We start from the raw sequence: 12744 nt of genomic DNA on the forward strand, positions 1-12744 counted from the left end.
TTCGACGGCGGGCTTACGGTCTACACCACGATCGACCCGACGCTTCAGGGCTATGCGGAGGAAGCGGCAGCGGAAGTGTACGACGATATGGCAAGGACCGGCGATAGCGACGTGAGCCTTTCTATGACGTGCATCGACCCGAACACCGGCTACGTGCTCGCCATGATCGGCGGGAAGGATTGGTCGGACAGCCAGTTCAACCTCGCAACGAGCGCGACGGGACGCCAGGCGGGATCGTCGTTCAAGGCGTTCACGCTGGCCGCCGCCATCGAGCAGGGCATCAGCCCGAAAACGGTTATCGACTGCTCCACGGGGTTCGTGAACGCAGCATGGAGCAAGCCCGTCACCAACTATGCGGGTGCGAACTACGGGTACCTTTCCATCGAGCGGATGACCTGGGTCTCCGCTAATACCGGCTTCGCCCGCCTTGTCACCGACCCCGACGGCGTGACGCCGCAGAGCCTGCTCGACATGGCGGCGCGCCTCGGCGTTTCCGGCGACACGAAGTACGGCTACGGAGCCTACCCCGCGCTCACGCTCGGTGCCGCGCAGACGAACACGCTGCGCATGGCGAGCGCCTACGGAGCATTCGCGACCGGGGGCATCCGACACCCCGACACCTGCATCACCCAGGTGATCGCGCAAGACGGCACGACGCTTATCGACAACACGGAGGTTCCGGGCGAGCAGGTGCTTTCCCCCGAAGTTGCAGGTGAGGTGACCCGCGTGCTGCAAGGCGTGGTCACCCAGGGAACCGGGCGCGGGTCGGCGCTGCCGTCGGGCCAGGTGAGCGCAGGCAAGACGGGCACGTCCCAGGAGCATCGCGACCTGTGGTTCTGCGGCTACACCCCGCAGCTTTCCTGCGCGGTTTGGACGGGCGCCGTGCAAGAACGGGAGATGTGGGAAGCGCCCTGGTGCAAGGACGCCTGGAGAATCTTCATGTCGCTTGCCCTTGACGGTCGCGAGAGGGTAGACTTCCCCGCTGCCGCCGAACCGAAATACGACAGCGACTTCAACAAGAAGCAGTCGATATACAGCGAAGACGCCGCGAAGGACACCATCGCGCAGCTTTCGGGCGCAAGCTTGGCCGAAGTGCAGGCAGCGCTGGGGAGCAACCTCACCATCGTGGAAACCTATAGCTCCACCGTGGCCGCGGGCTCGATAGTGAAGATCGAGTTCGCGAACGGTACCTACACCGCCTATGTGTCGATTGGCCCCGACCCGAACGCGGGCAGCGATAGCGGCGGCGGCGCGGACTCGGGCGAGGAGCCACCTGGCGGAGGCGAAGGCCCCGTGGGTCCGCCCGATGACGGTGGGCAACCAGGCGGCGAAGGCGGCGAGCCTGCTCCATAGGGGCTTTGAGCATCCGTACGGCAGCCGAAAGGTGCGACATGGCTCGATGCAGGCCGTCGCAGCAGACATCCGCCCATGCCTCGATTGGCGGCACCCTACCAGCATAAGCGAGAAACACGAAGGCGGCGGCCCGCATGATGCAGGTCGCCGCCTTCGCGTTGTGACCAATTCATTTTAAGAATCCGCCGAGCGTTCCCAGAGCGAGCAGTCTCGCTCACCTTGGCACTCGGGGGAGAGCCGAAGCGCTAGTCCTTGCCCGCCGCAGCCTCGTCGGCCGCCTTCAACTTATCGATACCCGCATTATAGGCATCCTGGATTGCCTGCAAACGCGAATCGTAAGTGGACCAATCGAAGGGTTCGGACGCGGTCGCGCCATCAATCTCCGTGTAAAGCTGGATATAGGAGTTGAGCGCATCCTTCAGGCTGTTCGCGCCGTCAACATAGCCGGCTGCAACGTCCTTCAAAGGCTCAGGCGCCTCAAGGGAAGACAGGTCGTCGAGCACCTTGAACGCGTTGTCTGCCTGGGTGCGCATGGTAACCACGTCACCGCGCGAAACGGCATCGACGAAATCGGAGAGACGGGAATCGAGATCGTCCATCTTCTGATTGACCTGCGTCATGTACTCGCGATTTTCCGATTGCTGATCGTTTGCCTGATTGGCCGTCTGCTGCATGCAGCCGGAAAGCGCAACGGCGAGCATCGCGCTCACGCAAACGGCGGCAAGCGCGCGGATGAATGAAGATCGGGTCATGTGTTCTCCCATCGATGCGCGACAGGGGGCCCGCCGCGCGATTGTACGAATCGTGCAAAACTCTACTCTATCGGAACCGGCTCAGTGGTTCCACCGGAACCCCCGCCTGAGCCACCTCCGGAATCGCCGCCGGTCGTGCCTCCTCCGGAATCGCCACCACCTGTGCCGCCAGTCGTGCCTCCGCCGGAATCTCCGCCGGTGCCCCCAGTGCCACCGGTCGTGCCGTTACCGCCGTTGCCTGTGGTGCCTTGATGGTTCCCCGTGCCGGTCCCGTTTCCGTTCGTTGAATCCCCGTCGGTCTTCTTATCCTTATCCTTGTCCTCATCGTCTTCTGAGCTGTAGTAGCCGCCGATGTGGTACGTGGTGTCCTCAAAGTTGGTCTTGTACTGGGGATCGCCCGCCTTCGGGAAATCCTCGGTCGGCTTGCCCTTGAGAACAACGTTCATGAAGTCGGGGAACGTGCTCGCCGCAGACATGCCGCTCGGCACGCGCTGGGCGTGGCTGTAGTCGCTACGATCGCCGAACCAGATGGCCACGGAAAGCTGCGGGGTGATTCCGCAGAACCAGCTGTCCATGTAGTTTTCAGACGTTCCCGTCTTACCCGCAGAAACCTGCCCGTTCGAAAGCGCCGCAGCCTGGCCGGTTCCCTTCGTGATAACGCCCTTCATGACCTCGGTGGCCGCGTGGGCGACCTCGGCGGAGATGGCACGTGTGCCCTTCGGTGCCGAGTTGTCCACCACGATGGAGCCGTTGCGGTCGACGATGCGTTCGACGCACTCGGGATCGTAATGCGTGCCTCCGTTCGCGATGGTCGCGTACGCGTTCGCCATCTCAAGCGGCGTCACCGATTCGGAACCGAGCGTGAGCGATCCTGTCGCGGTGAGCGGCGAAGTAATTCCCATGCGCTTGGCGACATCGACGACCTTGTCCGGGCCGATCGAGAGGATGAGGCGAGCGAACGCCGTGTTCGACGAGACCGCGAAGGCGTCTGAGATGCTCTTCGTCCCGTAGTTGGTGTGGTTGATGTTGGCAACTTCCCATCCAGGGAGCTTCGCAGTTGCCGAGGCATCGATCATCGTGCTGGGATCGATACCCTGCTCGATAGCTGCCACCAGGGTGAACGTCTTGAACGACGAGCCGGCCTGCCTGCCTGACCCGCCCGTGCCGGTGGCCATGTTGACCTGCGAGGCGTCGTAGTCCTTGCCTCCGACGAGCGCCTTGATGTAGCCGTTGTCGGGGTCGATCGCCACCATGGCGACCTCGTAGTTGTCGCCGGCCGCCTGTTCCTTCTTGCGCGCAGCCGCCTCGGCGGCCTCCTGCATGGAGACGTCAAGCGTGGTGTAGACCTTCAGCCCGCCCTTGAAAAGCTCGTCTTTGGAGTACGCGTACTTGCCGTTGGCGTTGGTCAGCTGGTCGCGCACGTAGCTCGTGAAGTACGGATACGCCTCGATTCCCGTGGTCGACGGCTCGGTCGGATTGAGCACGAGGGGCTCGGCCTGAGCGGCGTCGTGCTCTTCCTGAGTGATGACACCGTTCGAGAGCATGCGGTCGAGCACTACGTTGCGGCGCTTCGTGCAGTTCTCGGGATAGTTGATCGGGTTGTTGTACGTTGGCGACTGGGGAATGCCCACAAGCGTCGCCGCCTCCGCAATGGTGAGCTCGCTTGCGTGCTTCGAGAAGTAGCGCTCCGATGCGGCCTCGATGCCATAGGCGCCCGAACCGTAGTTGATCGTGTTCAAGTACATGAGCAGGATGTTGTCTTTGGAGTACTGCTCCTCAAGCTTGATCGAGATATACGCCTCGCGAACCTTACGCTTGATCGAGATGTCGTCCATCTCCGAAGAGAGAATCGTGTTGCGCACGAACTGCTGCGTGATGGTAGATGCGCCTTCCAGGTCGCCACCCATGAGGTTGTTCACCAAGGCGCGGCCGATGCCCCACGGGTCGATCGCACCATGGGAGTAGAAGCGCTCGTCCTCCGTAGCAACCGTGCCCTTGAGCACGTAGTCGCTGATCTCGCTGATTTCGACCGGGTCGCGGTTCTCCAGCTGGAATTCCGCGAGCACCGTCTGGCCGTCGCTCGCGTACACGACCGTCGGCTGCGCGGTGTTGTACGCGTCGGCGCTCTCGTAATCAGGGAGATCGGTCAGCCAAGACGAGCCGACAGACCAGACGCCCCAGCAAAGCGAGACGATGAACACGAAGATAACCGCCACGACGGCGATCACCGCCGTCGACGGATGCTTCTTCTTGATGTTGGCCCTGCTTTTAATCGCACGTGACGCCACGGGCACCTCCTCGTTAGTCCAAAGTATTGTAGCATCGGCTCGCTTTCCCTTCGAAAGCTCCCCCGTTTTGTCAGCAAATGGGCACAAGAGGCGTCGTTTGGCCCATGACCTGCTCCTCCCCGTAATACAGAAAGGCAGGGGCCGATTTCTCGAACCCCTGCCTTCGTGATAACGTCGCCGATTAGAGCGACGAAGCCCCATTGGGATGCTACGCGAGCGATGCCGCGTCGGCCTCGTCGGCGGCGAGCGCCTCTTTCGCCTGGCCGAGTTGCTCTTTCACCGCGGAATTGCCCGTACCGCCGAACGTGGTGCGCGCGGCGACGATGCTCGCAAGGTCGAGGCACTTCGTGATGTCCTCCTCGAACAGATCGCTTTCCGCCTTGAAATCCTCGATCGAGAGGTCCTCCAGGCCGCAGGCGCGCTTGTCGCACAGAAGCACGAGATGGCCCACGATCTCGTGCGCACGGCGGAAAGGAAGACCCTTCTTCGCCAGGTAATCGGCCACGTCCGTCGCGGCGAGATAGCCCTTCTTCGCCTGCTCGAGCATGGCATCGGGGTGAATTTCCATGGTGTCGATCATGCCCGTGGCGCACCGATAGCAGTCCTCGAGCGTTTTCGCAGCGTCGATGACACCTTCCTTGTCCTCCTGCAGGTCCTTGTTGTACGCAAGGGGAAGCGACTTCATCGTGACGAGCAGCGCGACCAAGTCGCCGATCACGCGCCCGGACTTGCCGCGGATGAGCTCGGCGAAGTCGGGGTTTTTCTTCTGCGGCATGATAGACGAGCCCGTCGAGAAGGAGTCGGACAGGGTGACGAAGCCGAACTCCGCCGTCGACCAGAGAATGATCTCCTCGCACAAGCGCGACAGGTGCATGCACGACACGCTGCAGGCATACAGAAGGTCAAGCAGGAAATCGCGGTCGGAGACGGCATCGAGCGAGTTGGGGATCACGCGCGAGAAGCCGAGCGTCTCGGCCGTCATGAAGCGGTCAAGCGGGTAGGTGGTGCCGGCGAGCGCTGCGGACCCGAGCGGGTTCGCGTCCGCGGCGTCGTATGCCGCGCGCAAGCGATCGAAGTCGCGATCGAGCATCCACACGTACGCGAGCATATGATGGGAGAAGAGCACCGGCTGCGCATGCTGCATGTGCGTATAGCCAGGCAGAATGACGTCGAAGCGCTTCTCCGCCTGAGACACGAGCGCATGACGAAGCTCCACGTTTGCAGCCATCAGGTCGCGCGCCCGCTTCTTTGCGAACAGACGCGTGTCGGTGCAGACCTGGTCGTTGCGGCTGCGACCCGTGTGAAGGCGCGCGCCCGCATCGCCGATTTCTGAGGTGAGCACGCTCTCGATGGACATGTGGATGTCCTCGTTGTTGATGTCGAACGGGAAGTTGCCCGCCTCGATCTCGCCCTTGATGCGCAGAAGGCCCGCGTCGATCTTGTCGGCATCCTCCTGCGAGATGACGCCTTGGTGCGCGAGCATCGCCGCATGGGCGCGCGAACCTGCGATGTCCTGCGCGTAGAGCTGCTTGTCGACGGGAAGAGATGCGCCGAAGCGCTGCGTGAACTCGCTCACGCCCTCTTCGAATCTGCCTGACCAAAGTGCCATGGTGTGTGCCCTTTCAATCTATGGAGATCGCCAGAGTGTAATTCCCGACGGTCTTCAGTCGCTCAGACAGTCCTCGCTTCGCTGCGGAACTCGCTTTGTGAAGGCCGTCGGGAATTACACTCTGCGTTTTGCCTACGAGAAGGGCGCCCTTTTGTGAGCGCCCTTGGGTCGTTCGCTTCTGAAGACAACGCTCGCTTCGACCCTGTTCAACCTGTGGGATTCGGAAAGTCGCAGGTCGAGCAAGAGTCAGCGAGCGGCGTTCTGGCGAGTGCAGATGGCGCGAAAGGTTGAAGAAGCGTACTTAAGATACGCGACAAAACCCTGGAGCGCCAGCTGTGCCGCCGGAGCGCCGCACAGCGTCGGCTCGTTTCGCTGGTCGGCAGACCAGCGAAATCTCCTTTACTGGCGATGCTTCTCAGCCCAAACCTTTCCGAAGAGGCTGTAGATGTTGATGAAGCCCTTCGCGGATTTGTGGTCGAAGGTGTCGCCCTCGTCGTAGGTGGCGAGCTCCTTGGTGTAGAGGGAGTAGTCGCTCTTGGAGCCCGTGACCGTGCAGGTGCCTTTGTAGAAGGACAGGCGCACCGTACCCGTGACATTGACCTGCGTCGTTGCGAGGAACGCATCCAGACCGGCCTTCAGCGGAGCATACCACTTGCCGTTGTAGACCTGGTCGGCCCACTCATGTTCCACATGGAGCTTGTAGTGGAGCACGTCGCGCTCGAGGCAGATGTCCTCAAGCGCCTTGTGCGCCTTGATGATGGCAAGCGCGCCCGGAGCCTCGTAGCACTCGCGGCTCTTCACGCCGACGAGGCGGTTCTCCACCATGTCGAGGCGGCCGAAGCCGTTCGCGCCGGAGATCTTGTTCATCTCGAGGATGACGTCGAGGTAGCTCATCTCCTTGCCGTCGAGCGCGCAGGGGATGCCGTCCTTGAACGAGATCTCCACGACGGTCGGGGTGTCGGGAGCCTTCTCGGGGTCGGTGGTCATCGTGTAGATGTCCGCCGGCGGCTCGTTCCAGGGGTCTTCCAGAACGCCGCACTCAATGGCGCGGCCCCACAGGTTGTCGTCGATCGAATAGGGCGACTTCTTGGTGGTGGGAACCTCCACCCCGTGCGCCGCCGCCCAGTCCATCTCCTGCGGACGGGTCTTCAGATCCCACTCGCGAACAGGGGCGATGATTTCCAGCGACGGATCGAGCATCATGATGGACGCCTCAAAGCGCACCTGGTCGTTGCCCTTGCCGGTGCAGCCGTGCGCCACGTACTTCGCGCCGAACTCGTGCGCGATCTCGACGAGATGCTTCGCGATCAGCGGGCGCGAGAGAGCGGACACAAGCGGGTACTTGTTCTCGTAGAGCGCGTTCGCGGCAAGCGCGGGGGTAAGGTATTCCTTGGCGAATTCCTCGCGCATGTCGACCACGCGGCACTCGATGGCGCCGGTGCGCAGGGCCTTGTCGTGAATCTTCTCGAGACCGTCGTGCTCCTGTCCGACGTCGCCAACGACGGCGATGACGTCGAGCCCGCGCTCCTCCTGCATCCACTTGATGCACACCGACGTATCAAGGCCACCGGAGTAGGCCAAGACAACCCTGTCCCTCTGTTCGCTCATTTTTGTATCCTTTCCCAGCTCAAAACTGTTTTAACCACGGTAAACCAAATGCACCCTGAGCATTTGGCGAACTATAAAATCCCACCAAGTTTCTCGATTAACGCATCGACGTCTGCCCTGCTGCACACGAGCGGCGGCAGGAAGCGCAGCGTGTGCGCGCCCGTCGCGTTGAGCAGAAGGCCTGCGGAAAGCCCATCATACACGACGTCGGGAGCGCCCTTGCTGTCCTCCGCGAGGTCGGCCGCCAGCATGAGACCCATGCCGCGCACCTCGGTGACCTGGGGAAGCGCGGAAAGCTGCTCGCGCAGGTACGCACCCACCTCGATCGCGTTCGCGGCGAGGTTCTCCTTTTGAATCTCGCTCAGCGTCGCCTCAGCCGCGGCAACCGCGAGGTTTGACCCGCCGAAGGTGGAGCCGTGATCGCCTGGCTTGAAGGCAGCCGCCACTTCCCCGCGCGCGGCGCACATGCCGCAGGGGAAACCCGACGCCACGCCCTTCGCTATGGAGACGATATCGGGCACGACATCGTAGTTCTGGAAGCCGAAGGGCTTGCCGGTGCGGTAGATACCGCACTGCACCTCGTCGCAAATCATGAGCGCGTGGCGCTCGGCCGTGAGGCGGCGCACCGCCTCCATGAACTCGGGGCTGCAAGGATGCACGCCGGACTCGCCCTGAATAGGCTCGAGCATGACGGCGCAGATGGAGTCGCCTTGCGCCTCGAACAGCGCCTCGAGCGCCGCGATGTCGTTTTGCGGCGTGGGCGTGAACCCATCGGGCAGCGGCTGGAAGAGTTCCTGCTTGGCCGGCTGCGCGGTCGCGGCGAGCGTGGCGAGCGTGCGGCCGTGGAAGCTCTTCTTCACCGTGACGATCACGCGCGGAGCCGATTCCCCGTCGCCGCCTTCCGCCTCGATGCGGCGGCGCGCATAGGCGCGGGCGAGCTTGATGGCGCACTCGTTCGCCTCGGCGCCCGAGTTCGCGAAGAACGTCTGCCAAGGCGCCTGGTCAGCGGCGGGCACTTCTTCGTTCAGCGCATCGGAGAGCAACTTGCCCACCTGCCCGCGATGCTCGATGTAATAGTAGTTGCTCACGTGGATGAGCGTGGATGCCTGCTCGGTGATCGCGCGCACGACGGCGGGATGGCAATGCCCCAGGCTCACCGCGCCGATTCCCGCGATGAAGTCGAGGTATTCCTTGCCGGCATCGTCGCGAACGACCATGCCCTCGCCTTCCACCAGCTCGACCGGCTTGCGGCCGAACGTGTGCATGACGTAGGTTTCCTCCAGCTGCTGCTGTTCAGCAAGACTCATTGTTTCTCCTTCTCACAAAAGGCGGCGAAGCGACCGCCCACGTTACACCAGTTTGCTCGCGAAGCTGCCCTCGCGCGTGGAGTCGAACGCCGCGTCCCCGTCGGGCGGGACGATCATGGTGCCGACGCCCTTGTCGGTGAGCATCTCGAGCAGAAGCGCATGCGGCGTGGTGCCGTTCAAGATATGCGCGCGGTGCACGCCCGCGTCAAGCGCGCGGATGCAGGATCGCAGCTTCGGAATCATGCCCGTCGAGACCTGCTTCTTGTCCACCATCTCGCTAACTTCGGCAAGTGAGATACGCGAGATGAGCGACGATTTGTCGTCGAAGTCGCGGTAAAGACCGTCGACGTCGGTCAAGAAGAACACCTTGTGCGCGCCAATGGCCGCGGCCACATGGCCCGCCACCACGTCAGCGTTCACGTTGAAAAAGCCGCTGCCCGGCTCTTCCCCGATGCCGACCGACGCGAGAACGGGAATGTAGTTCGCCGACACGAGGTCTTCGAGAAGCTGCGAATTGATGCGAACGACGCGCCCGACGCGCCCGAGCTGCTCGCTCGCCTGCTCGGCGATGATCGTGGCTCCGTCGGCACCCGACAGGCCCACCGCGACCCGGCCGTGCTCGTTCATCGCCTCGACGAGCTCCTGGTTCACCTGGCCAGCAAGCACCGAGCGCACCACTTTCATGGCCTCGTCGGTGGTCACGCGCTGGCCGTCGATGAACTTCACGGGCATGTCGAAGCGCTTCATGGCCTCGGAGATAGCGAGCCCGCCGCCGTGCACGATCACCGGGTTCACGCCGATGATCTTCAGGAGCACGATGTCGGCCATGACCTCGGCGCGCAGCTGCTCGTCGACCATGGCAGATCCGCCGTACTTGATGACGATGGTCTTGCCGGTGATGTTCTTGATCCACGGCATCGCCTCGGCGAGCACTTCGCCCGTGATGGTGTCGACCCCGTTCGGTCTGCTGTCCTTATCGTAGTTCATGGCAATTAGGTCCTGTAATCTCCGTTGATGGTTACGTAATCATGCGAGAAGTCGCATGTCCACATGGTGGTTTCGCACGTGCCGGCGCCGAGGTTCACGTCGATCGCGATCTCCGGCGCCTCGAAACGTCGCAGCGCCTCGTCCTCGTCGAAGGCGACGGTGAGCCCGCCTCGGCAGACGGGCATGCCCATGATGTCGATGGACACGTCTTCCTGGCGAAATGCAGCGCCCGAGCGCCCCGCAGCTGCGGCGATGCGTCCCCAGTTCGCGTCGTGGCCATAGATGGCCGTCTTCACGAGCGGCGAGTTCGCGATGGTGCGCGCTGCCGCGTCGGCGTCGGCGTCGGTAGCGGCGCCTGCAACGTGCACGGTGACGAGCCTCGTGGCGCCCTCGCCGTCGGCGGCCATCATGCGCGCGAGGTGCGTGCACACTTCCTTATAGGCGGCGGCGAGCGCATCGTAGGCGGGGGTCCCCGGCTCGATGGGCGCCGCACCCGGAGCCGCAGCCCCGCTCGCGAGCGTGACGCAGGTGTCGTTGGTCGAGGTGTCCGAGTCGACGGTGATCTTGTTGAAGCTCACGCCCACGGCGTCGCGCAGGATCTGCGAGAGATGCGCCGCGGCGATGGGAGCATCGGTCGTGACGATGGCAATCATGGTGGCCATGTTCGGCATGATCATGCCCGAGCCCTTCGACATGCCGCCAACGGTGAAGGTGACGCCATCAAAACCCAGGTCATCGCCTGAAAAGCTGACCGCGTACTCCTTCGGGTGCGTGTCGGTGGTCATGATGGCGCGCGCTGCGGAAGCCCCGCCTTCGCGACTTGCCTCGGCGAGCGCCTGGGGAACGCCCGTCTTGAAGGGATCGAGGGGAAGATGCTGCCCGATGACGCCGGTCGACGCGACGAGCACCTCCTCTTCGGTGCAGCCCACGGCGTCGGCGGTGATGCGCGCCATCTCGCGGGCATGCTCAAGCCCGGGAACGCCTGTCGCGGCGTTCGCGATACCGGAGTTCACCACCACGGCGCGCGCAGTGCCGTAGCTCGGGGCGCCCGCACCGCCGTCGGAGAGGTGCTCTTTCGAGATGATGACGGGCGCGGAGCAGAAGATGTTTTTCGTGAACGTGCCCGCCGCCGCGCAAGGCTCGTCCGCGACGACGAGCGCGAGGTCTCGGCGCTTTGGTTCCTTACGGAAACCCGCATGGATGCCGGCGGCCTTGAAGCCGAGAGCGCTCGTGACGCCCCCGCCCTCGATCTGGGTGAATGCTGTCATGTCGGTTCCTTCCATCGGGTTTTACACCCCCACGGCAAGTGAGGTGAGGCCTTCGGTCTGATCGAGGCCGAAAATGATGTTCGCGCACTGGACGGCCTGGCCAGCAGCGCCCTTCCCCAAGTTGTCGATCGCACCGATCGCGATGATCGTGCGCGCCTCAGCGTGATAGGCGACGCCCACCTGCGCGCGCGCCGTTCCGGCGACCGATGCGGTCTTGGGAAGCGAGCCTGCGGGAAGCGCCTCGACGAGTGGGGATTGCGCGTAGAAGCGCTGCTGGATGGCGGCGAGCTCTTCGGGATCGGGAGCGGCGGCGCCCTTTGCGAGCGGCAGCTTCACCGTGGAGAGCAGGCCGCGGTTCATGGGGACGAGATGCGGCGTGAACACGAGCTTGCCAGGGGCGAGCCCTAAGATTTGCGAGATTTCCGGCGTGTGACGGTGCGTTCCCACCCCGTAGGCTTCGACGCTTTCGTTCGCGAAGCAGAAGTGCGTACGCTCGGTGGCTTTCTTGCCCGCGCCGGTGATGCCCGAGAGCGCGTCGACGATGACAGTGGCGCCCTCTTCGACGAGGCCTGAGCGCAAAAACGGCGCAGCGGCAAGCGAGGTCGCCGTAGGATAACAGCCCGCGCAGGCCACGAGCACGGCTTCCCCTGCCGCTCGGCTCGCTGCGGCGGAGGCGAGCTCGTCGCCTGTGAGCTCGGGCAGGCCGAAGGCGGCCTTCGCGAGAAGGTCGGTGGAGGTGTGCGCCACCTTGTACCACTTCTCGTAAGTTGCAGGATCTTTCAGACGGTAGTCGGCGGACAGGTCGATGACCGTGGTGCCCGCGGCGATGAGATCGGGCGTCATCGCGAGGGACGCCGTGTGCGGAACGGCGAGAAAGGCCACATCAAGGTCGGCAAGCGCGTTCTTATCGTGCTTGGAGAAGACGAGGTTGCTCGCACCCGCGAACGCGGGGTACACCTCGGCGAGCGCGCGCCCGGCGAGCGCATCGGAGGTGATCGCACACAGCTCGAAGCTCGGGTGCCCCAACAAAAGGCGCGTGAGTTCCGCACCCGCGAAGCCAGCGGCCCCAACGATACCGGCTTTAATCTTCATAATGTCGATTCCTTATCGAATTGGTTCCCGCGCCTGCGGATATGCGAACAGCGAGCCTGGCCGCCAGCGATGTTAGCTGCGGCGATGCACGCGATACGCATAGGGCGAAGCGCACGGACAATAGTAATAAAAAGGGATTCCCGCCCAAAGAGGACGCGAAAAAGTTACAGAGAAGAAACGCGCGAAGCGGCACGGCACGAGGCTTTGCCGTCGCGCAAAGGACGTCGTCGGGACATGACAGCAAAAGAAGCGGCGAGCGCCTTGCTATTCAGAATGCCCAAGTTCACGATTCGTCCTCGTTTTCGATACATGCCCAATTCTGTCACCGCAACGTGCTACGATGTGCGGCGAAATTATTTTATACAAACCCGCTGGGGTTTGTACCACTTTTATAGGCCAAGGAGCCAAACAATGAACGAACAGGCCAGTGACCAGGCAGCAGACGCGCAAAATTCCCCCGCGAACGGCATTGAGATGTAC

Annotated in this window: 10 protein-coding genes; 2 read left to right on the forward strand and 8 right to left on the reverse strand. The window is 63.1% G+C overall.

The features are described 5' to 3' along the window. The coding region (locus Q0G18_RS07160) for a penicillin-binding transpeptidase domain-containing protein (protein WP_297151319.1) at positions 1-1353 on the forward strand (1353 nt) is incomplete at its 5' end. A 245-nt stretch (positions 1354-1598) separates the two neighbouring features. Here the strand turns inward: Q0G18_RS07160 and Q0G18_RS07165 are convergent. The 8 genes from Q0G18_RS07165 to argC form a co-directional block, all read right to left on the reverse strand. Continuing rightward, positions 1599-2105 carry a hypothetical protein gene (locus Q0G18_RS07165; protein WP_296061951.1) on the reverse strand — a complete coding sequence of 169 codons (507 nt, stop codon included), beginning with the start codon at positions 2103-2105 and terminating at the stop codon, positions 1599-1601. 62 nt (positions 2106-2167) lie between these two features. Continuing rightward, positions 2168-4393 (reverse strand): transglycosylase domain-containing protein, encoded by a 2226-nt coding sequence (locus Q0G18_RS07170; protein ID WP_297151323.1) that lies wholly within the window; start codon positions 4391-4393, stop codon positions 2168-2170. A 208-nt stretch (positions 4394-4601) separates the two neighbouring features. Further along, positions 4602-6002, reverse strand: coding sequence for an argininosuccinate lyase (gene argH / locus Q0G18_RS07175; RefSeq protein WP_297151326.1), 1401 nt, complete (start codon positions 6000-6002; stop codon positions 4602-4604). A 399-nt stretch (positions 6003-6401) separates the two neighbouring features. Beyond that, complete coding sequence (locus tag Q0G18_RS07180; RefSeq protein ID WP_297151329.1) at positions 6402-7610, reverse strand: argininosuccinate synthase; 1209 nt, start codon at positions 7608-7610, stop codon at positions 6402-6404. A gap of 71 nt (positions 7611-7681) precedes the next feature. After that, positions 7682-8917, reverse strand: coding sequence for an aspartate aminotransferase family protein (locus tag Q0G18_RS07185; protein ID WP_297151332.1), 1236 nt, complete (start codon positions 8915-8917; stop codon positions 7682-7684). A 42-nt stretch (positions 8918-8959) separates the two neighbouring features. Next, on the reverse strand, positions 8960-9904 hold the full coding sequence (gene argB, locus Q0G18_RS07190; RefSeq protein ID WP_296061937.1) for an acetylglutamate kinase: 945 nt from the start codon (positions 9902-9904) through the stop codon (positions 8960-8962). A 5-nt stretch (positions 9905-9909) separates the two neighbouring features. Further along, on the reverse strand, positions 9910-11172 hold the full coding sequence (gene argJ, locus Q0G18_RS07195) for a bifunctional glutamate N-acetyltransferase/amino-acid acetyltransferase ArgJ (RefSeq protein WP_297151335.1): 1263 nt from the start codon (positions 11170-11172) through the stop codon (positions 9910-9912). 21 nt (positions 11173-11193) lie between these two features. Further along, entirely contained in the window at positions 11194-12264 is a 1071-nt protein-coding gene (argC, locus tag Q0G18_RS07200) for an N-acetyl-gamma-glutamyl-phosphate reductase (RefSeq protein WP_297151337.1), read from the reverse strand. A gap of 234 nt (positions 12265-12498) precedes the next feature. Between argC and Q0G18_RS07205 the strand changes: the two genes are divergently transcribed. After that, positions 12499-12744: hypothetical protein (locus tag Q0G18_RS07205; protein ID WP_297151340.1), on the forward strand; the 246-nt coding region annotated here is incomplete at its 3' end.

Origin of the sequence: uncultured Ellagibacter sp. (genome assembly GCF_934636505.1) — a bacterium.
Lineage (GTDB): Bacteria > Actinomycetota > Coriobacteriia > Coriobacteriales > Eggerthellaceae > Ellagibacter.